The following is a 24514-nucleotide window of genomic DNA, read 5'->3' as shown; positions in this document are numbered from 1 at the left end:
ATCAGTCCTGCTGCAGAGCGCCCTGCAGGTCGAGGCTGATCGTGACGTCCTTGCCGACGAGCACGCCGCCGGTCTCGAGCGCGGCGTTCCACGTCAGGCCGAAGTCCTCGCGGTTGATGACCGTCTTGGCCGATGCGCCGGCCTTGTAGTTGCCCCACGGGTCGGAGCCGAAGCCACCGAAGTCGAGCTCGAAGCTGACGGGCTTGGTGATGCCGCGGATCGTCAGGTCGCCGTCGACGAAGAGCTCGCCGTCCTCGGCGCGCGCACCCGTCGACACGAACTCCATCGTGGGGAAGTTCTCGGTGTCGAAGAAGTCGCCGGAGCGCAGGTGCGTGTCGCGCCCCTCGTCCTTGGTGTCGATCGAGGTGACGTCGACGCTCGCCTCGACGCGGGCCTCGAGCGGGTTCTCGGGAGCGATCAGCGTCGCGCTCTTGACGCCGAACGTGCCGCGCACCTTCGAGATCATCATGTGGCGCACGCTGAACGTGACCTCGCTGTGCGACGGGTCGAGCACCCAGGTGCCGGGACGGTAGCCGGGAATGTCGATGCTGGTCATGGTTTCTCCTCTGGAGACATCAGCCGCATGTGTGCGGCAACGGATGAGGGGCCGTGTTCACGGCGTCACGCGTAACAACTTACATGCACATGCATGTATTCCCCTGAATGCGGATATTTCCTCGGGCGACGAAAAGGCGCCGAGCCCGCAGTGGGCCCGGCGCCTTCCGGCGTCGATCGGGTCAGCCGACGGCGACGAGATCGATGATGAAGATGAGGGTCTTGCCCGAGAGGAAGTGGCCTCCTCCGACCGGGCCGTATGCGAGGTGCGGCGGGATGACGAGCTCGCGCCGTCCGCCTTCCTTCATGCCCGGGATGCCGTCCTGCCACCCCTGGATCAGGCCGCGAAGCGGGAACTGGATGGTCTCGCCGCGACCCCACGACGAGTCGAACTCCTCGCCCGATTCGAACTCGACACCGGCGTAGTGCACGGTGACCGTGTCGCCGGGCTTGGCCTCGGCTCCGTCTCCCTCGATGATGTCGCGGATCACGAGCTCCGCGGGGGCGGGTCCGGTGGGGGCGTCGAACTCAGGCTTTGTGCGATCAGTCATGTCCTCCATCAAACCCGAGTCGCCCGGCGCGGGTCAACGCGATCGCTCCGCTGAGGGCGAAACGGCGATGCCGCCCGTCGACTGCCCCTAAGCCCTTGACACCCGCGCACACCGGGTGCACCCTGTTTACAGATCAACTCAGCGCCCGGTAGACATGCAGGCATCGCCGCAGCACCGGGCGCTGAGTCTTGGTATGGAACCTGCTTGACGGCTCGAGCATCATGACGCTTGCTGCTCCTGCGCGTAGGCGATCAGCATCGATGCGAGCTCTTCGGGCCGGCTGAGGGCGACACAGTGACTCCCCTCGATCTCGTCGGCGACGATGCCAGGCGCTTCCGGGCGAGGTCGCGAAGGAATGCGGGCGGGAAGAATCTGTCCTCCGTGCAGACGACGAACCGAGTGGGAACAGAGGGCCAGGCCGTGAGCGGCCACGGGACGGCCATTGATGCGACCGACGGATGTGCTCTCTCCCGACCGATCGCCTCGTCGGCGAGCGCTCGCGGCACGTCGTGATAGAAGCCGATGTGCGGATCATCGTTGCCGGTGAGGCCTCCGTCGCGGGCTGCCTGCGCCGCCACGGCATCCTCGAATCCGGTGTTGGACCACCACTCGTCCGGACGCTCCCCGGGGTCGGGAATCATCGCCGCCAGCATCACGAGCACGTCCGCCGCCAATCTCTCAGCGACGATCGCTGCGGTGAATCCCCCGAACGAATGGCCGACCACGACACCGCCCCGTCTCGCGTCTGCCGCGGCCACGACGGCATCCGCGTAATCGGTGAGAGTGAGTGACTCGTCATCGCCCGGCAGGTCGGGTGCGATCACCTCATGTCCGCGCTCCCGCAGGACGGCGGCGAGCCGATGCCATGACCACCCCGTGTCTCCTGCTCCGTGCACGAGGATGAAGAGGGCCATGATCAGCGGGTCTCAGTAGGCCAGCAGAGCAGCCCGAGTGGCGCGGGTTCGGGCGAGCAGCGCCTGCTCGTCCGCCGGTGCCATAGGGTCGCGCCCCGTTATCGCGCGCTGACGGACGGATGCCAGCATGGTGGCGTCCTTGATGAACTCGCGCATCAGCGGACGCCGATCGCCCCGAAGCTGCGACGCCCATGCCAGGCCGGTCTTGCGCCCGGCGGGAGTCGCGAGCATCGTGACCTCCTCGGGGGTGAACCACCCGGCGGCCGCGTAATCGCCCAGACGGGCCTTCGTGAGGCGAGACTCCTCGCGCCTCAACGCGATGATCCCCACGATGAACCCTACGAACAGCGGCACCTGGAGGACGAAGTAGAGGAGGAAGAAGTTCGCGAAGGACGATCCGTTCCACAGGCCGTGGAGCACCATCGCCCCCAGCATCCCGAGCAGACCGAACCCGAGTGCGGCCCCTGTCGACGCATGCCGTCGAGCGGCCAGGCCGATGGCGAGACCCGTCAGCGATGTGAACATCGCGTGGGCGAAGGGCGACATGATCGCCCGGAGGATGAAGGTCACCGTCAGCTGCTCGCCGCCGCCCTCGATGAGGCTGATCGCGAAGTACTGGATGTTCTCGGTGAACGCGAAGCCGGCACCGACCAGCGCCCCGTAGACGACCCCGTCGACCGGTCCGTCGAACGAGCGACGCGCGATGAGGAAGATCAGGAAGACTCCGAAACCCTTCCAGAACTCCTCGACGATCGGCGCCTGGATGACGGCGCCCGCCACTTCTCCCCGGAACCCCAGGAGCGCGGTCAGCCCGAGGTCGACGAGGAGCGTGAGTCCCACGGCGGCGATCGCACCCCAGGCGATCGCGAAGAACACCAGCGACTTGGGCTCGGGTTCCCACCGGTCGATCATACGGACGACGAAGAAGACGATGGCGAGCGGGACGAGCGCGAGGACGAGGCCGATGATCGATGCGAGCGGACCCAGGAACAGACCGAAGTAGGCGATGAGCCCGAGCATCAGCAGACCGAGGAAGCCGAACAGCGCGAACAGCGCGACGCGTCCGCCTCGGCGTGCCGCCGGCAGGGCAGGAAGACCGGGGGCAGGCGAGGGTGCGGCCGGAGCGGGAGGCGAATACGGGGTCGGCTGAGCGAGGACCGAGGCGTACTGAGGACGCTGGGAGAACTGCGGCGGGGCGTAGTTCGACTGCGCGTACTGCTGCGCCGAATACTGCGGGGGCTGCGCAGCATACTGCTGGGGATACGTCGGCGGCTGCTGGGGATACGTCGGCGGCTGTTGCTGCGCGGGCGGCGGCGTGTACGGCGATGGCTGGGACGGTCCTCCGGAACTCATAGCCAAAGCATATGGCGAACAACCAACTTCGCCCGGGTCTGGCGACTTCCTCCAGGCAATCGAGCCGAGCAGCGGATAGCGTAGGAGCATGCGGTTCGCTCATCTGCGTCGTGCCGACTCTCCCGCTGCGCATCTCGCAGTGGTGGAGGGTGCCGATGCCATCCTCGTCTCCGATCTCCTTCCCGACCCCCCTGCGACGCTTCAGCAGCTGATCGAAGGGGGCGAGCAGACGCTCACCGCTCTTCGCTCGGCCCTCGACGGCGATGCCCCGCGGCACCCGCTCGACGGGTGGAGCTTCGCCTCAGCGGTCATCGCTCCCCCGGCGGTCCTCGCGGTCGGCCTCAACTACGCGGCTCACTCGAGCGAGCTCGGTCTGAAGACCGACGCCGCTCCGACCGTGTTCACCCTGTGGCCGAACTCGCTGACAGGCCACGAGCAGACGACATCGTGGCCGCGTTCGCTGAGCGAGGCTGTGGACTACGAGGCGGAGCTCGGTGTGCTGATCGGCACCCCGGCGAAGGATGTCGCAGAGGCCGACGCGCTCTCGCACGTCTGGGGCTACACCGTCGTGAACGACATCACGGCGCGGAACGTCCAGTTCTCTGAAGCGCAGTGGTCACGGTGCAAGTCGTTCGACGGCTTCACCCCGACCGGTCCCTTCACCGTCACGGCCGACGAGGTCGCCGACCCGCAGGACCTGCACATCTGGGCGATCGTGGACGGCCAGACCGTCCAGGACGCGAGCACGGATCAGATGGTGCGGTCGGTCGCGAAGCTCATCGCGCATCTCTCGCAGTCCCTGACGCTGCTTCCCGGCACTCTGATCTCCACCGGGAGCCCCGGCGGTGCCGGATACTCTCGAGACCCCCAGATCTTCCTCCGGGATCGTTCGACGGTGACGGTCGGCATCGACGGCATCGGCGAGCTCACCACCCACTGTCGCGTGCTGGACTGATCCCCCGCTCGCTCTGTGACACACGGAAGGGCCCCGGCGGGATGTCGCCGGGGCCCTTCCGTGTGCTCGGAGTCAGATCTCGATGAGGTCCTCGGACCCGATCACCGGGATCGCGGCCGTGATGGCCTCGAGTCCCGACAGGCGCGCGGGCGACAACTGCTTGATGACCTCTTCGCGAGACATCAGTCCGGCTTCGACGACCAGGTCGGCGACGTTCCTGTTCGTCAGCAGCGCGGTCTTGGCCAGCGCGGCCGCGGCGGCGTATCCGATGAACGGCGTGAGTGCTGTGATGACGCCGACCGAAGCGCCGACCATGGCGCCGAGGCGGTCTCGGTTCGCCGTGATGCCGTCGACGCAGTTGACGCGCAGCGTCCACATCGCCTGACGCATCCAGGTGATGGACTGGAAGATCGAGTGGGCGATCACGGGCTCGAATGCGTTGAGCTGGAGCTGCCCGGCCTCGGCCGCCATCGTCACCGTCATGTCCGCGCCGGCGACCGCGAACGCCACCTGGTTGACGACCTCCGGGATCACCGGGTTCACCTTGCCCGGCATGATGCTGGAACCGGCCTGCATCGCCGGCAGGTTGATCTCGCCGAAGCCCGCCTGCGGACCCGACGACAGCAGTCGCAGGTCGTTGCAGATCTTCGACAGCTTCATGGCATTGCGCTTCAGGGTCGACGAGAACGACATGAACGAGCCGGTGTCGCTGGTCGCCTCGACGAGGTCGCCGGCCGTCACCAGGTCGAGTCCGGTGATCTCGCGCAGATGCTTCAGCACAGCGGGTGCGTAGTCGACGTGCGTGGTGATGCCGGTGCCGATGGCGGTCGCACCCATATTGATCTCGAACATCAGCGAGGCGTTCTCGGTGAGGCGCGTGTGATCGTAGCCGAGGGTCGAAGCGAAGCCGTGGAACTCCTGACCCAGAGTCATGGGCACGGCGTCCTGCAGCTGCGTGCGTCCGACCTTGAGCACATCGTGGAACTCGTGCGACTTGTGCAGGAACGAGATGCGCAGCAGATCGAGCTCTTCGAGCAGCGAGCGGAGTGTCAGAGAGAGACCGATCTTGACCGCCGTCGGGTAGACGTCGTTGGTCGACTGACTGCGGTTCGTGTGATCGATCGGCGAGAGGAACGCGTAGTCGCCCTTCTCGCGTCCGGCGAGCTCGAGGGCGATGTTGGTGATGACCTCGTTGGCGTTCATGTTCGTCGACGTGCCGGCACCGCCCTGGATCACACCGACGGTGAACTGATCGTGGAACTCTCCGTCGATGACACGCTGGGCGGCCCGATCGATCAGGTCCGCACGCTCGGGGTCGAGGACGCCGATCTCGCGGTTCGCTCTGGCGCTGGCCTGCTTGACCATCGCGAGTGCGACGACGAGGTCCGGATAGACCGAGATCGGACGCTTGGTGATCGGGAAGTTCGCGTCGGCGCGGGCGGTGTGGATCCCCCAGTACGCGTCGGCGGGAATCTCCATGCTCCCGAGCGAATCGGTCTCGGTGCGGGTGGGGGCAGGCGCGGCAGAAGCCATGTCACATCCTTGTGGGTAGTGGCGAGTGTGTGGTGCGGGGGATGCATCCAGTCTACGCCTGCGTGCATGCACGGCCAGGGATACGACGGCGGGTCAGCGTTTGCGAGAGAAAGCCTCGAGACGCTCTGCCGGGCTGAGACGGGCCATTCTCTCCAGCCACGCCATCGAGAAGTGATCGCCGGTCGGCGCGTCGGTCACGGGCACCACGGTGTGGGTGATCGTCTCGGGTCGTACATGCACGATCTGGAACGCCTGCGCCGCATCCATGCCGTTCACATCGGCGGCCGGACGAGCGACATTCATCGTGTAGCAGGTCGCCGAGGACACGCTGACAGGCACGCCCGCGAAGGTGCCGTGCGACGAGTAATGCAGGTGGCCGGCGAGGATACCGCGCACGTCCGTGTCACGAATGACCTCCGCGAGTTCGTCCTGGTGCCGCAGCTCGAGTATGTCGAAGAGCGGAAGGTGGCTCGGGAGCGGCGGGTGGTGCATCGCGAGCAGCGTGCCGTGCGGCGCCGGTTGCTTCAGGATCTCCGCCAGCCAGGAGAGCTGGCCGGGGTCCAGGTCGCCGTGATGCCATCCGGGCACACTCGTGTCGAGCGCGATCAGGCGCAGACCGTCGAGGTCCCATGCGCCCGTCACGGGCTCCTCCGTCGCGGGCAGGTCGAGCAGCCCCTCGCGCAGCGCCGGCCGCTCGTCGTGGTTGCCGGCAACCCAGACGACGGTCGTCCCCAGCTCCTGCGCCACCGGCTCGACGGCGCGGCGGAGACGGCGATACGCATCCGGCTCCCCCAGGTCGGCCAGGTCGCCGGTGATGACGATCGCCGACGGGTGCGGGTGCACGGCCCTGATCGCCTCAAGGGTGCGAGCGAAGTTCGACTCGACGTCGTATCGTCCGCCGAGCCGCGCTCCACCCGCGAGGAAGTGCGGGTCGCTCACATGGATGACGACGTGCGAGGCTGGATCATGGCGACCGAAGACGAAGCCGCTGTCGGAAGGCGCTGACATGGTCTCAGCCTAGGCCGCGGCGCGACACCGGACGGGCGACGACTCCACGGCAGCTGTAGTAGTCGCGATACAGTGCTCGGATGGCGAAGAACGAGACACGGCGACGGATCATCGCGGATGCAGGGCTGACCGTTCTGGCGACCGATGGCTCTCGCGGTCTCACCCACCGAGCCGTGGACATCGTCGCGGGCGTGCCGGTGGGCACCACCTCGAACTACTTCCGCAGCCGAGAGGCGCTCATCGCGGGCCTCGTCGATCGGATCGGCGAGCGTCTCGCCCCCAGCGACGACGACCTCGCACGGCGGTCATCGGAGGAGCCGAGCAGGGAGCTCTTCGCCGAGTACATCCGCGACATCGTGCGTCGCCTCACCGATGACCGCGACGTCACACTCGCACTGTTCGAGCTGCGGCTCGAGAGCAGCCGCCGCCCCGATGTCGGCGCCCTTCTCGGCGCGTGGCAGCGAGCGGGGTTCGACGCGGACGTCGCTTTCAACGCGGGAGCGGGTCTTCCGGGCGGTCGCCGAGAGATCGCGCTCTTCCACTATGCGATCGACGGCCTGCTGCTCGATCGGCTCACGACCCCGATCGATCCGGACACCACCACCGACGAGATCATCGACGACCTCGTCGCGGGTCTCCTCCGCTGACGCCCTCCTGGGCAGGACTCCTCGGTCAGTGCCCGACGACGATGATCAGGATGCCTGCCATGACGGCAGCCGCGCAGAGCGCGAAGCATCCGTACGCGCCGAACAGCGCGATCCGTCGCTGCCCCTCGGTGAGCGGACTCTTCTTCGCCGCCTTGGCCGCCTGCTTGGCAGCCCGCTTGAGCTCCTTCTCGGAGATCACGGTGATGGCGTCGGTGAACTCCGCCGGGCTCACGACCGGCGCGTGTCCGCTGCGAACAAGGAGCCGAAGACCGAACGCATAGAACGTCACGACCGCGCAGGCTCCGATCAGAGCCGCAAGGAACACCTGGACGAATGCGCCCCAGTCGATGCCGACACTCACTTCGACTCCTCGCTCTTCGCCGTCTCGGGACTGTCGACCCCGGGGCCGTCGACCCGCGTCGAGGCTCCCGTCTTCGGGGCCTTCTTCGCGGCCTTGGCCGCTGCCTTCGCCTTGGCGTCCGCCTTGGCCTGAGCCTTGACCTTCTCGCGCGCCTCCGCACGAGCCTTGGCCTCGGCCTTGGCCTCGATGATCCGCTGCTGTCGACGCGTGGGCGGGGGCGTGTCGGGGTGCTCGATCGCGAGCCCCGACTCGGCCACATCGCTCATGGCGTTCGCGGAGGTCACTGCATCCTTGCGGGAGCGAAGGAACAGGCCGATGATCACGGCCAGCGCAAGGACCGCGTCGATCGCGATGCCCCAGAGGCCGAGCCAGGTGATGAGCAGGGCCGCGAGGGCACCGACTGCACCTGCAGCCGGAAGTGTGAGGAGCCAGCCGATGGCGATTCGACCGGCGGTCCGCCAGCGGACCGTCGAGCCGCGGCGGCCGAGGCCGGAGCCGATGACCGAGCCCGAAGCGACCTGCGTCGTCGAGAGCGCGAAGCCGAAAGCGCTGGAGGCGAGGATCGTCGCTGCCGTCGAACTCTCGGCCGAGAAGCCCTGCGCGGGCTTGACCTCGGTCAGCCCCTTGCCCAGCGTGCGGATGATGCGCCACCCGCCGAGATAGGTGCCGAGGGCGATCGTCACCGCACAGGCGATGATGACCCAGAGGTACGGATCGGCCTGCTCGCTGCTCTGCCACCCGACAGTGATCAGCGCGAGGGTGATCACGCCCATCGTCTTCTGAGCGTCGTTCGTGCCGTGCGCGAGTGCGACCAGTGACGACGTGAAGATCTGTCCCCAGCGGAAGCCGTCGCGCCCGTCGGGCTTGCCGTCGTAGCGTCGCGTGATCGAGTACGCGAGCTTGGTCGCCGCGAAGGCGATGATGCCGGCCGTCAGCGGGGCGATGAGCGCCGGGAGGATGATCTTCGAGAGCACCATCCCGAAGTCGATGCCGTTGACTCCGACGCCGACCAGGGTGGCTCCGATGAGGCCGCCGAACAGCGCGTGGGACGAGCTCGAGGGCAGACCCAGCAGCCAGGTCAGCATGTTCCAGGTGATCGCGCCGATGAGACCGGCGAAGATCATCGGCAGGAACACGTCGCCTTGGATCGTGTCCTCGCGGATGATCCCGTGCGACACGGTCTTGGAGACCTCCGTCGACAGGAATGCTCCGACGAGGTTGAGGACTGCTGCGAGAAGGACAGCGGTCTTGGGCTTCAGCGCGCCTGTCGCGATGGGCGTGGCCATCGCGTTGGCGGTGTCGTGAAACCCGTTGGTGAAGTCGAAGAAGAGTGCCAGCAGGATAACCAGCACGACGATGAGGGCTGCGGTTTCCACCGTTCGCTTTCGGTCGTTGAGGAAGAAAGGAGAGGTGTCGACGGGATCGACGTGACGAACGAAGAGTTCACCGTGGGTTTTACTTCCGTTAACCGGCCCCGGTAGATCCTCCCACCCTCCCGGGTGCCGGTCAACTTGACCTGGGATAGCGTGGGAGGCGTGACTGATGCCCCGATCGCAGACCGCCGCTCGACCCTTCGCACGCACCACGGTGACACCTTCGATGATCCATACGAATGGCTTCGGGAGAAGGAATCCGGCGAGGTCATCGCACACCTCGAAGCCGAGAACGCCCACACTGAAGCCGAGCTCTCCCATCTGACCGACCTCCGCGAGACTCTGTTCCAGGAGATCAAGGGCCGTGTGCAGGAGACGGATCTGTCCGTGCCCACGCGGCGCGGGGCCTGGTGGTACTACAGCCGCACCGAAGAGGGCGCGCAGTACGGCATCCACTGCCGTACTGCCGCGGCCGAGGACGACTGGACTCCCCCGGTGCTGGAGCCGGGCGTGGCGGTGCCGGGCGAGATCGTGCTGCTCGACGGCAACGTCGAGGCCGAGGGGCACGAGTTCTTCTCCCTCGGAGCGTTCGACACCTCGGACGACGCGACGAAGCTGCTCTGGGCGACGGACTTCGAGGGCGACGAGCTCTACACGGTGCACGTGCGCGACCTCGTGACCGGCGAGACGCTCCCCGACGAGATCCCCGACACGGGTGGCGCGTTCTTCACACCGGATGGCACCGGGATCCTCTACACGACACGCGACGAGGCATGGCGGCCCGACACTCTCTGGCTGCATCGTCTCGGCACTCCCGTCTCGGACGACGTGAAGCTCTTCCACGAGCCCGATGAGAAGTACTGGCTCGGCGCCGGCATCACCCGCAGCCGCAAGTACCTGGTGATCGCCGTCGGATCGAGCATCACCAGCGAGGAGTACCTCGTCGATCTCGCCGGAGACCTCACCGCAGCTCCTCGGATCGTCTGGCCGCGCCGCGAAGGCGTCGAGTACTCGCTCGAGCACGCCGTGGTGGACGGCGAAGACCGCCTCTACATCCTGCACAACGATGAGGCCCTGGACTTCGAGCTCGTCTCCGTGCCCGCCTCCGACCCACAGGGTGAGCGCCGCATCGTCCTCGCGCACGAGCCGGGTCGTCGACTGCTCGGGATGGACGCGTTCCGCGACTTCGCGACGGTGGAGTACCGCCGTGAAGGCCTGGAACGAGTCGGCATCTTGGACTACACGACGGACTCGGTCGACGACATCGCCTTCGACGAGCCCCTGTACTCGGCAGGCGTCAGCGGCAATCCGGAATGGCACTCGCCGTTCCTCCGGCTCGGCTACACGTCGTTCGTGACTCCGGGAACCGTTTACGAGATGGATCTCGCCACCCGCGAGCTGCATCTGCGCAAGCAGGTCGCCGTCCTCGGCGGGTATGACCCCCGGGAGTACGGCCAGAAGCGCGACTGGGCCACGGCGTCGGACGGTACCCGCGTGCCGATCTCCCTCGTGTGGAAGCGATCGTTCGGAGAGCCTGGCGTCGACCCGCGCCCCGTGCATCTCTACGGCTATGGCTCGTACGAGCACTCGATCGACCCCGGCTTCTCGGTCGCGCGGCTCTCGGAACTCGACCGCGGCATCGTCTTCGCCGTCGCTCATGTCCGCGGCGGTGGCGAGATGGGTCGGCAGTGGTACGAGGACGGCAAGCTGCTGAACAAGCGCAACACCTTCACCGACTTCGTCGCGTGCGCCGAGCACCTCGTGGAGCAGGGAGTCACGTCGCCCGAGCGCCTGGTCGCCGAGGGAGGAAGCGCGGGAGGACTCCTCATGGGCGCGGTGACGAACCTCGCTCCCGAGCTGTTCGCCGGCGTGCTCGCGGCAGTGCCGTTCGTCGACGCGCTCACCACGATCCTCGACCCCTCCCTCCCCCTGACGGTGATCGAGTGGGATGAATGGGGCGACCCGCTGCACGGAGCCGAGGTGTACGAGTACATGAAGTCGTACTCGCCGTACGAGAACGTCCGCGACGGCGTGCGCTACCCGCGCATCCTGGCCGTGACCTCGCTCAATGACACACGCGTCCTCTACGTCGAGCCTGCGAAGTGGATCGCTGCCCTGCGCGTCGCCGGTGCGACCGACGCCCTGCTCAAGTGCGAGATGGTCGCCGGTCACGGCGGTGTCAGCGGACGCTACAACTCGTGGAAGGAGCGGGCGTTCGAGCTCGCCTGGATCCTCGACACGGTCGGCCTCGCATCGCGCTGAGCTCTCGAAGAACACAGAGAACGGGCCGATCCGCAGGGATCGGCCCGTTCTCTGTGGTGCACGCGATCGAGACTCAGCCGAAGAGCGCTGCTGCCTCGTCGTAGCGGCTGCGCGGAACGGTGTTCAGCTCGCCCAGAGCCTCGGCGAACGGCACGCGCACGATGTCCGTGCCCTGCATCGCGACCATCTGACCCCATGCCTTGTCGATGATCGCGTCGGCCGCGTGGAGTCCGAGGCGCGTCGCGAGCACGCGGTCGAAGGCTGACGGCGATCCGCCGCGCTGGATGTGGCCGAGGATCGTCGCGCGGGTCTCGATGCCCGTGATGCGCTCGATCGCCGGAGCGAGCTGGTCGCCGATGCCGCCGAGTCGAGGACGGTTGAATGCGTCCAGGCCCTTGTCGCTGTAGGCCTCATCCATACCGAGCAGCTTGAACCCCTCGGAGACGACGACGAGCGGTGCGCGACCGCGATCGTGCGCGCTCGAGACGAGCTCGGTGATGTCGTCGATCGACATGGGCACTTCGGGGATGCAGATGGCGTGAGCGCCCGCTGCCATGCCCGCGTGAAGGGCGATCCAACCGACGTGGCGCCCCATGACCTCGGCGACCATGCAGCGCTGGTGGGAGTCGCCCGTGGTGCGCAGACGATCCATCGCGTCCGTGGCGATGTTGACCGCCGTGTCGAACCCGAACGAGTAGTCCGTGGCGCGCAGGTCGTTGTCGATCGTCTTCGGCACGCCGATGACGTTGATGCCGTCCTTGGCGAGGCGGTCGGCTGCTGCGAGGGTCCCCTCGCCGCCGATCGCGATGATGCCGTCGATCTTGTGTCCGTACAGCGTCTTGGCGATGTTCTCGGCGCCGCCGCGCTCACCCTCGTAGGGGTTCGTGCGACTGGTGCCCAGGATCGTGCCGCCGACCTTCGACAGGCCCTTCACCTCGTGTCTGGTGAGCGGGAAGAAGTCCCCGTCGACCACGCCGCGCCAGCCGTCGCGGATGCCGACGAACTCGAGGTCGTAGGTGGTGGTGCCCTTGAGCACGATGCCGCGGATGACCGCGTTGAGTCCGGGGCAGTCGCCGCCGCTCGTCAGAATGCCGATCTTCATGCTTGCCTCAGACGGGTTCAGGGAAGGGGGAACAGGCGACGTTGCCTGCGATCGACACTAGCGCTCCGGGCGGACCGGGCGCCATTCGAGACGATGAAAACCGAGGATCTTGCCGCCGTTGCGCGACGATTCGCCAGAAATGCGCGATACGTCCGGCCGACATGAGAAATCGGCGCCAAGAAACAGAGTTCTTAACGCCGATCTCTGTCGACTCGAGAAGGCTCAGACGACGCCGAGCGTCTCCCGCAGAAGATGCATGAGAGCACCCAGCTGCACAGGCTCGGCCGCCGCCTCGTCGAGGGCCTCGCCGTCCAGGGCACGGGCCGCGAGGCCCTGCTTCTGATCGATGAGCTCCGCGATCTTGGCGTCGATCGTGTGTGCGGCGATGATCCGCCACGCCGTCACCGGCTCGTCCTGACCGATACGGTGCACGCGGTCGATCGCCTGAGTCTGCTCCGCGGCCGTCCAGGACAGTTCCGCCAGGACCACGTTGGATGCGGCCTGCAGGTTCAGGCCGACACCGGCAGCGGTCAGCGAACACACCGCGATGCCGACCTCGGGGTCGCTGTTGAAGTCGTCGATCGACTGCTGCCGCACGGTCGAGGTCTGGTCGCCGCGGATCGAGACCGAACGGATGCCGGCCGACGCGAAGTGCGCCTCCGCCTGGTCCATCACGTCGATGTGCTTCGCGAAGAACACGACCTTGCCCACCGATCGCTGCAGCTGGGCCGCGTAGTCGGCTGCGAGGTGCGCCTTCGCCTGTCCGATGCGCCGCACCATCGTGAAGACGTTGTCTCCCCCGGTGCCAGCGGCCTTCGACTCCTCGAGCTCGTTCTGGGCGACCAGACGCACGATGTCGTCGTCGATCTCGCCGGGTGCCAGTCCGCGATCCCCTCGCGCCTCGATGATCCGCCGGTAGCGGGCGGCGAGCCGCTCGCCCAACTCTCGCTCGGCCTGACGGATGCCGCGGCCGAACTCGTCGTCCAGCTGCACGGGAAGGTCGGCGATGAGCTTGTCGGGAAGGTCGGCGGCGACGTCCTTCTTCTTGCGCCGCACGATACCCATCGAGATCACGGCTTCGCGAGCCTCGGGGTAGAACGCCTTGTCTGCGGGGGTGAAGCCGGTCGCGTCGAGCTTCTCCATCAACTCCGGCCCGGGCTTCTCACCCGTCGTCCACCCGAGGAAGCGCCAGATCGCGTCGAAGTCCTCGACGTCGTTGATCAGTGGGGTTCCCGTGAGCGCGAGCATCAGCGGGTTGCCGCCGGGGGTGCGCTCACGAACGCGATTCGCGAGCGACAGCACGTTCTGCGACCGCTGGGAGCTGAGATTCTTGATGAAGTGGGCCTCGTCGACGACCATGCCCCGGAGGCCGATGGATGCGAGCCACGACATGTGGCGATCGAGGATCTCGTAGTTCACGATGAACACATCCGCGAAGGCGTCGATGTCATCGCCATCGCCCTGGATCACCGTGGCCCTGCGCTGAGGGGTCCAGCGCTCGACCTCTCGCGCCCAGTTCATCTTGACCACGTTGGGCACGACCACGAGCAGCGGGTAGGCCCCGGCCACGGACGCCGCGAGCACCGACTGCGCCGTCTTGCCCAGACCGGGCTCGTCGGCGAGGAGGAAGCTCCTGTGCCCCTCTCGCACCGCTTCGAGGAAGCGGGACTGATGCACCATGACCTCGAGGCCCTTGGGCGAGAGGTGGTCGTACTCGGGCGCCGGAGGCAGGTCCATACTGGCTGCTCCTCCCCCGGCTCCGGTCTCGAAAGCCTTGTAGAGCGGGCCCATGAGCTCCCAGCCGTCGAGACGTCGACGCGGAGTCGTGGTGGCGCGCGGGGTGAGATCGGGCGCGAGGAACGGGTTCGCCAGCTGACGCGCCTCGACAGAGGGCGGGGTCACCTGCCGCTCGGCGATCGCCGCAGACACCACGGGCGCCTGAACGGGCGCGATGTCGGCGATGATCAGCTCTTCCGGAGCCAGTTCGGCCCCCGACTCGAGCAGCCAGTCGCGTCGCATGCGCTTCGCCACCGGCGAGGTCGCCTGATCGGCTTCGAGAAGCTGGATCAGCGACGTGTCGCGCGCCGCCGTCTTCGCCAGGATCGTGGCGACGCCGTCGAGTCGCTTGAGAAGCTCTGCGCGGGCGGCATCGGCGATGTCGGCATCCGCCTTGACCCTGGCGCGCTCTTCACGCACCAGGAAGGCGATGACCTGGAACTTGACCCGGTTGGTGGGTCCGAGCTTTCCTCGCTGCGACTTCGCCTCGATCTCACGCACCTTGCGGGCGAGGATCGGGATGAGGGGTGCCTCATCGTCGCGACGGGACGTCTTCTTGCGCCGTGTTGCGGCGGTTGCCGTGGTCGGCATGCTCCTCCTGAGCGTGAAGGCCGGAACACCCTGAGGATGCATCGACCGTTCTCGGTGTCCGCGTGTGGCGTGAGCCAGGACCGTACGAACAGTATTTCCGGCGGTCGTCGACGAGCGAAGGACGCGCGAGGATCAGGGACCACCGAGGCCCATTCTATGCCATGCCGCCTGAGCCACGCAGATCAGGACACGCAGAGTTCAGGGCGAGTTCAGCGGTCGTCGCGCGACAGGACGGTCTCGGCATCCGTCACGTCAGCGGCCATCTGGGATTTCAGCTTCTCGATCCCCTCGAACGCGACCATTCCGCGCAGGCGCTCGACGAACTCGACGGTGACGTCGTGACCGTACAGATCGAGATCGGTCTCTCCGATCACGTGCGCCTCGACCTGACGTTCGAGCACGTCGTCGAAGGTGGGGTTGGTGCCGACCGAGATGGCAGCCCGGTGGCGGAGGCCGGTCTCGTGGTCGACGAGCCAGCCTGCGTAGACTCCGTCGGCCGGCACGAACGAGTCGACGGACGCCGAGAGGTTCGCCGTGGGGAAGCCGAGCTCGCGTCCGCGCTTGAGTCCGTGCACCACCTCCCCGCGAACGTCGACGTTGCGGTCGAGCACACGCGCGGCGGCGGTGACATCTCCGGCTATCAGCAGTTCCCTGATCCAGGTGGACGAGACCCGACGGTCGGAGCCGTCGAGGAAGACGTCGTCGACGACCTCTACGGTGAAGCCGTATTTCGGTCCGAGCTGTCGGAGGAGATCGGGGTTGCCCGCTCCGCCGCGGCCGAACCGGAAGTCTTCACCCACGAGAACGGTGGACACGTGCAGGGCACTGGTCAGGATGCCGGCGACGAAGTCCTCCGCGCTGCGCGCTGCGAGCTCCTCGTCGAACGTCAGAAGCAGCGTGGCGTCGAGCTCGAGCTCGCTCAGCAGCTCGATCTTCCGCTCGACCGTGACCACGTTCTCCGGGCAGCGGTCGGGCCGCAGCACGGCGAGCGGATTGCGGTCGAACGTGACGGCCACGGCGCGGATCCCCGACTCGGCAGCGATCTCCTTGAGGCGCCCGATCACCGCTCTGTGCCCCGCGTGGACGCCGTCGAACTTGCCGATCGCCACGGCGGAGGGACCGAAACCGGGGGGAACCTCGCTCGGGTCTCGGAAGACGATCATGCGCTCGCCTCGACACGGAGAGCGGACGCGACCGCACGGGCCGGCCTATGCGTGCGCAGCCACCAGATGCCGAAGATCGGCAGCACGAGCGGGATGAACAGATACCCGCGCCCGAACATCGACCAGACCGTGTCGTGCGGAAAAAGCTCGGGGAAGAAGATGCTGAGCGAGCCGACCACGAGGACGCCGGCGAGCTCGAAGACGATCGCCACCCAGGCCACCACGTACCAGCCGCGTCGATTCGCGAGAACGAGCGCCAACGTCGCCAGGATGTACACGCCGGCAGCGAGTGCCGAGAGCGAATACGCGAGAGGCGCTTCGCCGAACTGGCGGAAGATCTGCACGAAGCTTCGCCCGGTCGCCGCCAGCGCCATCACGGCGTAGACGATCACGAGGACACGACCGATGCCGGTCATGCGGGAGGTGGGAACGGTGGTGCTCATAGCGTCCTCCATTCTAGATCCGGGCGGGAAGCCCCGGATGCCTCGCCGACCGGTCAGGCCATCTGGATGGTCCAGATCACGTGCATGCGCCAGATCATGATCGCGACGGCCAGCGCCGCCACCCCGAGGATCACCGTGCTCCAACGGCTCCTCTCCATCAGCGCCCAGAGCACGGCGCCGATGGGGAGCAGCACCGCGGAGACGAGATAGACCCAGTACTCGAGCAGGTCGCCCGTCGGCGGGTTCCCCACCAGCGGTGCCACGATGGCGACGATCACCTGCACGACGAGGAGCAGCTCGACGAGCGCGAGCGCACCGACGGAGTAGTCGCTCGGACGTCGTCCGGCCAGGCCGAGTGACACGCAGAACAGTCCGGCCAGGGTCGCGACCGCCACCTGGGCGATCGTCAGCCAGAGGATCATCGAGCCGCCTCCGGCATGTTCATGGCGCTCTTGAGATCGGCACCGCGCCTCTCGACGACGCCGACCAGGACGCCGTCCTCGTCGATCGCAGCCGCTAGGGAGCCGGTCAGCCGATCCGCCTGGCCGACCAGCCGCTTGCCGTGACGCAGATCTCTCGCTTCCTCTGCCGACACCGGCATCACATCCAGGACCCGCGCGGCCGCGGCGGCCGGAGTCAGCAGCGCTGTCTCGACGACGCCGTCGACCGTCACGGCATCCGCGACGTCGAAGTCGCCGACTCGCGAGCGCCGAAGAGCCGTGAGATGCCCGCCGACTCCGAGCGCTGCCCCGAGATCACGAGCGAGGGAACGGATGTACGTGCCGGAGGAGCAGTCGACGACGACGTCGAGATCCAGGAACCCGTCACCGGAACGCTCCGCCAGAACCTCGAACCGCGACACTGTGACGTCACGAGCGGCCAACACGACCTCTTCGCCGGCCCGCACTCGGTCGTACGCACGACGTCCGTCGACCTTGATCGCGGACACCGAGCTCGGGACCTGAGAGATCGCGCCGGTGAGCGCGTCGATCCCCGCCGCGACCCGATCAGGGGTGACCGAGTCCCAGGACCCCGCCGTGGCTCGGGTCAGGATCTCGCCGTCCGCATCGTCCGTGCCCGTCGTCTGTCCCAGTCGGATCGTCGCCTCGTAGGTCTTGTCCGCTCCGACGATGTAAGTGAGCAGTCGCGTCGCGCCCTCGACGCCGATCACGAGCAGACCCGTGGCCATGGGGTCGAGGGTTCCGGCATGCCCGACCTTGCGCGTGCCGAGCGCACGTCGAGTGCGTGCGACGACGTCATGGCTGGTCAGTCCAGCTGGTTTGTCGACGAGGAGGATGCCGGGCGAGACCATCTCTCAAGCCTACGGTGCGCTCGAACTCCCCTCTGCCCGTCGCGACCCATGTCGACACCGTCCGCCGCTCTTCGGTGGGATCGGGGTTCGCCTAGGCTGACGAGGTGCCTTCGACTTCGCATCCACCCGCCGAGGTGTCCGAGCCTCTCGCGGACTGGTACCGGGGTGCGGCACGCGACCTGCCGTGGCGGCGCACGGAATTCCGCAAGGATTTCGGCGCGTGGGGAACGCTGGTCAGCGAGTTCATGCTGCAGCAGACGCCCGTGAACAGGGTGATACCGCACCTCGAGGCGTGGCTCGCCCGGTGGCCGACGCCCGCGGCCATGGCCGCCGCTTCACCCGCCGAGGTCGTGCAGCAGTGGGCCAACCTCGGCTACCCGCGCCGCGCACTCTGGCTGCATCGCGCGGCCATCGAGATCTCTGAGCGACACGGCGGCGTCGTCCCCAACGACATCGATGCCCTCCTCAAGCTCTCGGGCATCGGCGACTACACGGCCAGGGCTGTCGCTGTCTTCGCCTACGGCGACCGGCACCCCGTCGTCGACACGAACACTCGACGTGTGATGGCGCGCGCCATCCTCGGCCGAGCACAGCCGGGACCGCCCTCGCGTCGCGACCTGGCGCTGATGGACTCGCTGCTGCCCGCCGATGTCACAGAGTCCGCCGTGTTCAACGCGGCCGCGATGGAGCTGGGCGCGACGGTGTGCACGGCACGCTCGCCGCGCTGCGACGTCTGCCCGCTGAGCGACACATGCGCGTGGCTGGCCGCAGGGCGACCCGAGACCGGTGACACCCGCAGACGCCAAGCCGCCTTCGAGGGTTCTGACCGTCAGGCGCGAGGAGCCGTGCTGCGGGTGCTGCGAACCGCCGCGCCCACCCCGGTCCTGATCGACTCCGTGCTGGCCGACTGGCCCGATCCGCTTCAGCGCGACCGTGCGATCGACTCGCTCATCGCCGACGGCCTCGCCGAGGCCGATGGCGAACTGCTGTCGCTTCCCCGCTGAGTCCGCCCGTCAGACGAACTGCCCGATGCGGTGAGCGAGCACCGTGAGCTCGACTCGGGTCCTCACCTCGAGCTTCACGAAGACCCGGCCGAGGTGCACCTCCACGGTGCGCACCGAAACGTGGAGCGCGTCCGCGATGTCGCGGTTAGAAGCTCCGCCGACCGCCAGCATCGCCACCTCGAACTCTCGAGCGGTGAGCATCGACTCCCACACTCGCCGGCACGAGGAGAGCGGGTCACCGCTGGCGGCAGCTCCGCCGGAGGCCTCCACCTGCTCCAGACGCACCGAGACCGCTCTCGCCCATGCCGTCGCACCGGAGACCTCGAGCAGGTTCCGTGCCATCGAGAGGTGCTCTCGGCCGAGACCCACGTCTCCCTTGATCAGGGACCTCGTGCCGATCATCGCCTCGACCCGTCCGCGCGAGAAAGGCGAGGTCAAGGTCCGTGCGGCGGCGACCACGACCGGCCGCGCAAGGCGCCACTCGTCGTCCGAGCAGCTGGTGATCTGCACGCGCAGCCGTTGCGCCAGAGCGATCTCGGGCGGTTCGATCCGCTGCGGGCTCCATGATCCGCCATGCGTGACCACGATCGCCTCCTCCAGCCCCGGCACCGACAGGGTCGGCTGAGGAGCGCCGCGATCCCTCCAGAGCCGCATGCACGCCGCGGCTTCGGCCGAGTGTCCCGACAGGAATGATTCGATCCCCCTGTCCACCAGCTGATCGATGCGCAGAGGGGCCGGGAGGGCGGCGGTGAGAGCCTTGGCGAACGGCCCCAGATGTCCGAGAACCGCGAGATCGAGGCGTCGTGCGATCACGACGCCGAGCCCGGCGAAAGGCAGCGCCACAGGCAGCTCGACGGCCGCACGAAGCATCCGGTCGCGCGCGGCGCCGATGTCTCCACGCCACATCAGGAGCAGCACCTCGGCGACCGCGCGGTACGCCGCGACGAGTGGACTGAGCTCGAAGCCGGCCACGAACGGGTCGACCTCGACGCCGACCGGCGAGTCACCTGCGGCGAGCAGGCTCAGCCCCCGGTCGACGTCCCCGTCGACCGCCGCTTGCAGAGCCCTCAACAGGCCGCCGGTGAGGGGCCCGGCCCCGCGAACGTCGTCCTTCTCGCGGTCGCCGATGACGAGCCAGGCCAGTGCGACGACCGGATCTCGGAGTTCGCGATCGGCTTCGACGCGCGCGCTCGCGTGACGGAGAGCGTCGAGCCACGAGCGCATCGTGCGACGGTCACCGCGTTCGGCGCACAACATCGCCGCGAAGGCAGCAGCTCGCGCCCAGGAGTACCAGTGCTCCGCGTCATCGCGATCCGGTCGGATCACGCTCATGTCGACCTCGGGAACTGACCCGCGCAGATGCGTCTCGGCGACGAGCAGCCCGCCGAGCCCCTGGAGCCGATAGAGCTCGTCGCCACCGGGGAAAAGACTTCCGAGCCGTCGCGCCGCCTCGACCGCGTGCCCGGCCGCGATGGCGGCGACACCGGCGACGAGGTTCGCCTCGTCCTGCTCGACCCCGCTCGAGTGGGCGGCGGCTTCTGCAGCGAGGTGGAAGGCGCGCTCGCTGAGTCCCGCCTCCGAATGCTCCCTGGCTATCCGTGTGAGCTCCCCGGCAGTCACCGGTTCGCCGTGCATCGCAGCTCGAGCGCTGTGCCAGTCGGCGTCCACCTGCTCGCCGCGTTCGTCGAAGAGTCGGTGGAGTCGCAGGTGCACTGCAGCAGCCGCGGAGGAGGGCGTCGTCGCTCGCAACCAGATCGCCAAGCGGGGGTCGGACAGACGGACGCGACCTGCGTGGATGTCGAGGAGCGCTCCGAGAGGGCCTGTGGTGAGCTCCGCGGCAGAACGACCGGCGAAACCGACCAGCGGATCCAGCCTGTCGTCGAGGCGCATCGACACCGCGATGAGCACCTCACGGTCGCTGTCGTCCAGCTCCAGCTGGGCGAACAGCGTCTCGACCGATGACACCATCGGCAACGGTGAGGGGAGCGCCCTGAGCCCCTGCCGTTGAGCCGCATCAAGACGAGCTGCGACGGCCAGGATCGTGGGAGGGTCCTCCGACAGCTCGGCCGCGAGTCGCGCCGCGACATGCGGCGCGCAGCTCAGGTCGTGCTCGAGGAGTTCCTCGAGAATCGTCTCGACAGCTGCCGGTGCGACCGAAGCTGTCCCCTGCGCACGCGAAACGTCGATGCTGAACTCCCCAGTCCCCACGGGCGACCGCCCGTTAGGCCGAGGTTACCAAGACTGCTCACACCCTCAGACGAGGGCGCGATATTCAGGCCTGCGTGTCGTCGTCTTCCTGGCGCAGGTACGGGTCTGCGTCACCGGCGTGCGAGGCGGAGGAGGCGAGCTTCGCCACGTCGGCATCGCGCTGCTGCGCCTCGCGAAGAAGCGCCGAGATGTGATCGGCGTTCTCGGGCAGCGCGTCGGGGATGAACTCGAGCGTCGGAACCAGGCGGGTGCTCAGCTGCTTCCCGACCTCGCTGCGGAGCATGCCGGTCGCGGAGGTCAGCGCCGCACCGCTGGAGAGGCGCTCCTCCTCGGTGCCCAGCACCGTGTAGAACACGGAGGCGTGCTGCAGGTCTCCGCTCACGCGGACGTCGGTGATGGTCACGAATCCGAGTCGCGGGTCGCGCAGACCCTTCTCCAGTCGCTCTGCGAGGATCACACGAATGCGATCGGCCAGACGTGCCTGTCGTTCACCAGCCATTGTTGTCTCCCTCTACGTACCCTTCGGGCGAGGGTGCATGATGCACCCTCGCCCGAAGATATCGAACTCGATCAGCTGCGAGGCTTCTCGACCAGCTCAGTGGTCTCGATCTCGTCGCCGATCTGGATGTCGTTGAACTTGCCGAGGCCGATACCGGCCTCGTAGTCCGTGCGAACCTCGGTGACGTCGTCCTTGAACCGACGCAGCGACTCGATGGCGAGGCCATCGGCGATCACCACACCGTCGCGGATGACGCGAGCCTTGGCGTTTCGCGTGATCGTTCCCGAGCGCACGATGACACCGGCGATGTTGCCGAACTTCGAGGAGCGGAACACCTCGCGGATCTCGGCGACACCCGACTGGACCTCTTCGTACTCCGGCTTGAGCATGCCCTTGAGCGAGCTCTCGATCTCGTCGATCGCGTTGTAGATCACCGAGTAGAACCGGATGTCCACACCTTCACGCTGTGCACGCTCGCGCGCCTTCGTGTCGGGACGGACGTTGAAGCCCACGATGATCGCGTTGTCGATCGTCGCGAGGTTGACGTCGGACTCCGTGATCGCACCGACACCGCGGTGGATGATGCGGAGCTGCACCGAGTCGTCGACCTCGATCTTGAGAAGCGACTCCTCGAGCGCCTCGACGGCACCGGAGACGTCACCCTTGATGATGAGGTTGAGCGACTCGACCTTGCCCTCTTCGAGAGCACGGGTGAAGTCCTCGAGCGAGATGCGCTTGCGGGCCTTCGCCAGCTGCGCGTTGCGCTCGACAGCTTCACGCTTCTCGGCGATCTGACGGGCCATGCGGTCTTCCTCAGTGACGATGAAGACGTCGCCGGCACGCGGCACGGAGTTCAGACCCTGCACCTGCACGGGACGCGACGGGTAGGCCTCGAGGACCTGCTCGCCGTTCTCATCCGCCATCGCACGCACACGGCCGTACGCCGTTCCGGCGACGATCGCGTCACCGACGCGCAGCGTTCCGGACTGGATGAGCACCGTGGCGACCGAACCGCGACCCTTGTCGAGCTTCGCCTCGATGGCGACACCGCGAGCGGCCTTGTTCGGGTTGGCGGTCAGGTCGAGGCCTGCATCGGCAGTGAGCAGCACCGCGTCCAGGAGCTCCTGGATTCCGGTGTTCGCACGTGCCGAGACATCGACGAACATGACGTCTCCGCCATACTCCTCTGCGACCAGGCCGTACTCGGTGAGCTGCTGGCGCACCTTGGCCGGGTTGGCGTCGGGCTTGTCGACCTTGTTCACCGCGACCACGATCGGCACGTTCGCCGCCTGGGCGTGGTTGAGCGCCTCGACCGTCTGCGGCATGATGCCGTCGTCGGCCGCGACCACGAGGATCGCGAGGTCGGTGACCTGCGCTCCACGAGCACGCATGGCCGTGAAGGCCTCGTGACCCGGGGTGTCGATGAAGGTGATGGCACGCTCGATGCCCTCGTGCTCCGTCCACACCTGGTACGCACCGATGTGCTGGGTGATGCCGCCGGCTTCACCCTCGATGACGTTGGTCTGACGGATGGCGTCGAGAAGGCGCGTCTTACCGTGGTCGACGTGACCCATGACGGTGACCACCGGAGGACGGATCTCGAGGTCGTCCTCGCTCTCCTCCTCGAGCTCCTGCTCGAGGTTGAGACCGAAGCCCTCGAGGAGCTCCTTGTCCTCGTCCTCGGGCGAGACCATCTGGATCTTGTATCCGAGCTCCGCACCCAGGACCTCGAACGTCGCCTCATCCAGCGACTCGGTGGCCGTGGCCATCTCGCCGAGGTTGAAGAGGATCGTCACGAGGGTTCCGGGCTGGACCGTGTAGCCGGTCAGCGTCTCGATCTTGTCGGCGAAGTCCGAGATCGACGCGCCGCGGCGCATACGGATGATCTCCCCGTTACCGCGGGTGACGTTGACGCCACCGACGACCGGGGCGCTCCGCATCTCGAATTCCTGCCGCTTCGCCCGCCGCGACTTGCGCTGCTTGCTCTTGCCGCCGCCCTTGCCGAAGGCACCTGCGGTACCTCCACCGGGACCACGACCGCGACCTCCACCGCCACCGGGACGACCTGCGAAGCCTCCACCGGGACGAGCGCCGGGACCTGCACCGGGTCCACCGGCACCGCCGGGACGACCGGGTCCACCCGGACGCTGCTGGAACGGTGCGCCACCGGGACGACCGCCCTGACCGCCGCGCGGGGCGCCGGGACGGGGGGAACCGGGACGAGGTGCACCCGGACGCGGCGCGCCGGGACGCGGAGCCTGCGGACGCGGGATGTTGCCCGGCGTCGGGCGCTGGCCCATCCCCTGCGCGGAGGCGAAGGGGTTGTTGCCGGGTCGCGGTCCGTTGGGCCGCTGACCCATGCCCTGAGCGGACGAGAACGGGTTGTTGCCCGGGCGCGGGGCGCCGGGCTTGGGTGCGCCGCCGTCAGCGGGCTTGGAAGCTGCGCTGTCTGCGGACTGGGGAGCTGCCGGCGTGGCGGCAGCCGGAGCGGCGGCCTCGGCCGGAGCTTCGGGTGCCGGAGCGGCAGCAGACGCCTCGGGCGCGGGCGCGGGCTTGGGCCCGGGCTTCGGTCCGGGTGTCGGTGCACCGGCACCGGGCTTGGCTGCACCGGGCTTGGCAGCACCGGGCTTCGCTGCGGCAGGCTTCGCTGCGGCGGGAGCCGCATCCGCGGAGCCCTTCAGCGAGGCGTCCGACTCGATGGCAGCGCGAAGCTTGCGCGCCACCGGCGGTTCGATGGTCGAAGAGGGGCTCTTGACGAACTCTCCGAGTTCCTTGAGCTTTGCAAGTGCGATCTTGCTGTCGACGCCGAGTTCGGCGGCGATCTCGTGTACGCGTGGTTTACCAGCCACAATTCTCCTGTCTGGGGTCGGTCCACCCAGACAGGGCAGACCACTAGTCGCGGAC

General features: G+C 67.7%; 21 protein-coding genes. 4 read left to right on the top strand and 17 right to left on the bottom strand.

The features are described from left to right. Position 1: 1 nt before the first annotated feature. The 4 genes from BMW26_RS07015 to BMW26_RS07000 all read right to left on the bottom strand — a co-directional run bounded on the left by BMW26_RS07015 (position 2) and on the right by BMW26_RS07000 (position 3373). On the bottom strand, positions 2-556 hold the full coding sequence (locus tag BMW26_RS07015; RefSeq protein ID WP_053095805.1) for a YceI family protein: 555 nt from the start codon (positions 554-556) through the stop codon (positions 2-4). Between the two features lie 181 nt (positions 557-737). Further along, the gene (locus BMW26_RS07010; protein WP_053095804.1) at positions 738-1106 is read right to left on the bottom strand and encodes an FKBP-type peptidyl-prolyl cis-trans isomerase; all 369 of its coding nucleotides are present in this window, start codon (positions 1104-1106) and stop codon (positions 738-740) included. A 251-nt stretch (positions 1107-1357) separates the two neighbouring features. After that, entirely contained in the window at positions 1358-2020 is a 663-nt protein-coding gene (locus BMW26_RS07005) for an alpha/beta hydrolase (RefSeq protein WP_232224542.1), read from the bottom strand. A gap of 12 nt (positions 2021-2032) precedes the next feature. Then, on the bottom strand, positions 2033-3373 hold the full coding sequence (locus BMW26_RS07000) for a PrsW family intramembrane metalloprotease (RefSeq protein WP_083569320.1): 1341 nt from the start codon (positions 3371-3373) through the stop codon (positions 2033-2035). An 88-nt stretch (positions 3374-3461) separates the two neighbouring features. On the opposite strand from BMW26_RS07000, the gene BMW26_RS06995 reads away from it, so the two are divergent. Further along, complete coding sequence (locus tag BMW26_RS06995; RefSeq protein ID WP_072591136.1) at positions 3462-4328, top strand: fumarylacetoacetate hydrolase family protein; 867 nt, start codon at positions 3462-3464, stop codon at positions 4326-4328. 72 nt (positions 4329-4400) lie between these two features. Here the strand turns inward: BMW26_RS06995 and BMW26_RS06990 are convergent, their stop codons facing one another. Together BMW26_RS06990 and BMW26_RS06985 are read right to left on the bottom strand one after the other, a co-directional pair. Then, a complete protein-coding gene (locus BMW26_RS06990) occupies positions 4401-5861 on the bottom strand; it encodes an aspartate ammonia-lyase (RefSeq protein ID WP_053095801.1) in 1461 nt (486 codons plus the stop codon). A 93-nt stretch (positions 5862-5954) separates the two neighbouring features. Further along, a complete protein-coding gene (locus BMW26_RS06985) occupies positions 5955-6869 on the bottom strand; it encodes a metallophosphoesterase (RefSeq protein WP_072591135.1) in 915 nt (304 codons plus the stop codon). 80 nt (positions 6870-6949) lie between these two features. On the opposite strand from BMW26_RS06985, the gene BMW26_RS06980 reads away from it, so the two are divergent. Continuing rightward, positions 6950-7516, top strand: a complete 567-nt coding sequence (locus BMW26_RS06980) for a TetR/AcrR family transcriptional regulator (RefSeq protein ID WP_072591134.1) — start codon at positions 6950-6952, stop codon at positions 7514-7516. A gap of 25 nt (positions 7517-7541) precedes the next feature. Here BMW26_RS06980 and BMW26_RS06975 read toward each other — a convergent pair whose 3' ends face one another. Beyond that, a complete protein-coding gene (locus BMW26_RS06975) occupies positions 7542-7877 on the bottom strand; it encodes a peptidase (RefSeq protein ID WP_072591133.1) in 336 nt (111 codons plus the stop codon). Further along, a complete protein-coding gene (locus BMW26_RS06970) occupies positions 7874-9253 on the bottom strand; it encodes an inorganic phosphate transporter (protein ID WP_053095797.1) in 1380 nt (459 codons plus the stop codon). The genes BMW26_RS06975 and BMW26_RS06970 overlap by 4 nt, the downstream gene beginning before the upstream one ends. A gap of 159 nt (positions 9254-9412) precedes the next feature. On the opposite strand from BMW26_RS06970, the gene BMW26_RS06965 reads away from it, so the two are divergent. Further along, positions 9413-11512, top strand: a complete 2100-nt coding sequence (locus tag BMW26_RS06965; RefSeq protein ID WP_072592264.1) for a S9 family peptidase — start codon at positions 9413-9415, stop codon at positions 11510-11512. A gap of 73 nt (positions 11513-11585) precedes the next feature. Here BMW26_RS06965 and BMW26_RS06960 read toward each other — a convergent pair whose 3' ends face one another. The 6 genes from BMW26_RS06960 to truB all read right to left on the bottom strand — a co-directional run bounded on the left by BMW26_RS06960 (position 11586) and on the right by truB (position 17899). After that, entirely contained in the window at positions 11586-12614 is a 1029-nt protein-coding gene (locus tag BMW26_RS06960) for an ATP-dependent 6-phosphofructokinase (protein WP_053095796.1), read from the bottom strand. 222 nt (positions 12615-12836) lie between these two features. After that, a complete protein-coding gene (locus tag BMW26_RS06955; protein ID WP_053095795.1) occupies positions 12837-14981 on the bottom strand; it encodes a DEAD/DEAH box helicase in 2145 nt (714 codons plus the stop codon). A 209-nt stretch (positions 14982-15190) separates the two neighbouring features. Further along, the gene (locus tag BMW26_RS06950) at positions 15191-16144 is read right to left on the bottom strand and encodes a bifunctional riboflavin kinase/FAD synthetase (RefSeq protein ID WP_072591132.1); all 954 of its coding nucleotides are present in this window, start codon (positions 16142-16144) and stop codon (positions 15191-15193) included. Continuing rightward, positions 16141-16587 (bottom strand): hypothetical protein, encoded by a 447-nt coding sequence (locus BMW26_RS06945; RefSeq protein WP_232224541.1) that lies wholly within the window; start codon positions 16585-16587, stop codon positions 16141-16143. The genes BMW26_RS06950 and BMW26_RS06945 overlap by 4 nt, the downstream gene beginning before the upstream one ends. Before the next feature lie 53 nt (positions 16588-16640). Next, a complete protein-coding gene (locus BMW26_RS06940; RefSeq protein ID WP_072591130.1) occupies positions 16641-17009 on the bottom strand; it encodes a hypothetical protein in 369 nt (122 codons plus the stop codon). Further along, positions 17006-17899: a tRNA pseudouridine(55) synthase TruB gene (gene truB / locus BMW26_RS06935; protein WP_053095791.1), complete on the bottom strand. Its 894-nt coding sequence runs from the start codon at positions 17897-17899 to the stop codon at positions 17006-17008. The genes BMW26_RS06940 and truB overlap by 4 nt, the downstream gene beginning before the upstream one ends. Before the next feature lie 104 nt (positions 17900-18003). On the opposite strand from truB, the gene BMW26_RS06930 reads away from it, so the two are divergent. After that, positions 18004-18903 carry an A/G-specific adenine glycosylase gene (locus tag BMW26_RS06930; protein WP_072591129.1) on the top strand — a complete coding sequence of 300 codons (900 nt, stop codon included), beginning with the start codon at positions 18004-18006 and terminating at the stop codon, positions 18901-18903. Positions 18904-18912: 9 nt separating this feature from the next. On the opposite strand, the gene BMW26_RS17895 is transcribed toward BMW26_RS06930, so the two are convergent. The 3 genes from BMW26_RS17895 to infB form a co-directional block, all read right to left on the bottom strand. Next, positions 18913-21111: a helix-turn-helix transcriptional regulator gene (locus BMW26_RS17895; protein WP_072591128.1), complete on the bottom strand. Its 2199-nt coding sequence runs from the start codon at positions 21109-21111 to the stop codon at positions 18913-18915. A 64-nt stretch (positions 21112-21175) separates the two neighbouring features. Further along, complete coding sequence (gene rbfA / locus BMW26_RS06920) at positions 21176-21610, bottom strand: 30S ribosome-binding factor RbfA (protein WP_053095788.1); 435 nt, start codon at positions 21608-21610, stop codon at positions 21176-21178. A gap of 71 nt (positions 21611-21681) precedes the next feature. Continuing rightward, on the bottom strand, positions 21682-24459 hold the full coding sequence (infB, locus tag BMW26_RS06915; protein WP_072591127.1) for a translation initiation factor IF-2: 2778 nt from the start codon (positions 24457-24459) through the stop codon (positions 21682-21684). Positions 24460-24514: the final 55 nt, after the last annotated feature.

The sequence above is a fragment of the Microbacterium sp. 1.5R genome, from assembly GCF_001889265.1.
Lineage (GTDB): Bacteria > Actinomycetota > Actinomycetes > Actinomycetales > Microbacteriaceae > Microbacterium.
The sequence above is the reverse complement of the archived record's forward strand: the minus strand, read 5'-3'. Positions and strand labels throughout refer to the sequence as shown.

Bases quoted from the DNA above. Each gene is read 5' to 3' on its own strand.
- BMW26_RS07015 (WP_053095805.1), bottom strand. From the start codon at position 556: ATGACCAGCATCGACATTCCCGGCTACCGTCCCGGCACCTGGGTGCTC.
- BMW26_RS07010 (WP_053095804.1), bottom strand. From the start codon at position 1,106: ATGACTGATCGCACAAAGCCTGAGTTCGACGCCCCCACCGGACCCGCC.
- BMW26_RS07005 (WP_232224542.1), bottom strand. From the start codon at position 2,020: ATGGCCCTCTTCATCCTCGTGCACGGAGCAGGAGACACGGGGTGGTCA.
- BMW26_RS07000 (WP_083569320.1), bottom strand. From the start codon at position 3,373: ATGAGTTCCGGAGGACCGTCCCAGCCATCGCCGTACACGCCGCCGCCC.
- BMW26_RS06995 (WP_072591136.1), top strand. From the start codon at position 3,462: ATGCGGTTCGCTCATCTGCGTCGTGCCGACTCTCCCGCTGCGCATCTC.
- BMW26_RS06990 (WP_053095801.1), bottom strand. From the start codon at position 5,861: ATGGCTTCTGCCGCGCCTGCCCCCACCCGCACCGAGACCGATTCGCTC.
- BMW26_RS06985 (WP_072591135.1), bottom strand. From the start codon at position 6,869: ATGTCAGCGCCTTCCGACAGCGGCTTCGTCTTCGGTCGCCATGATCCA.
- BMW26_RS06980 (WP_072591134.1), top strand. From the start codon at position 6,950: ATGGCGAAGAACGAGACACGGCGACGGATCATCGCGGATGCAGGGCTG.
- BMW26_RS06960 (WP_053095796.1), bottom strand. From the start codon at position 12,614: ATGAAGATCGGCATTCTGACGAGCGGCGGCGACTGCCCCGGACTCAAC.
- BMW26_RS06955 (WP_053095795.1), bottom strand. From the start codon at position 14,981: ATGCCGACCACGGCAACCGCCGCAACACGGCGCAAGAAGACGTCCCGT.
- BMW26_RS06950 (WP_072591132.1), bottom strand. From the start codon at position 16,144: ATGATCGTCTTCCGAGACCCGAGCGAGGTTCCCCCCGGTTTCGGTCCC.
- BMW26_RS06945 (WP_232224541.1), bottom strand. From the start codon at position 16,587: ATGAGCACCACCGTTCCCACCTCCCGCATGACCGGCATCGGTCGTGTC.
- BMW26_RS06940 (WP_072591130.1), bottom strand. From the start codon at position 17,009: ATGATCCTCTGGCTGACGATCGCCCAGGTGGCGGTCGCGACCCTGGCC.
- truB (WP_053095791.1), bottom strand. From the start codon at position 17,899: ATGGTCTCGCCCGGCATCCTCCTCGTCGACAAACCAGCTGGACTGACC.
- rbfA (WP_053095788.1), bottom strand. From the start codon at position 21,610: ATGGCTGGTGAACGACAGGCACGTCTGGCCGATCGCATTCGTGTGATC.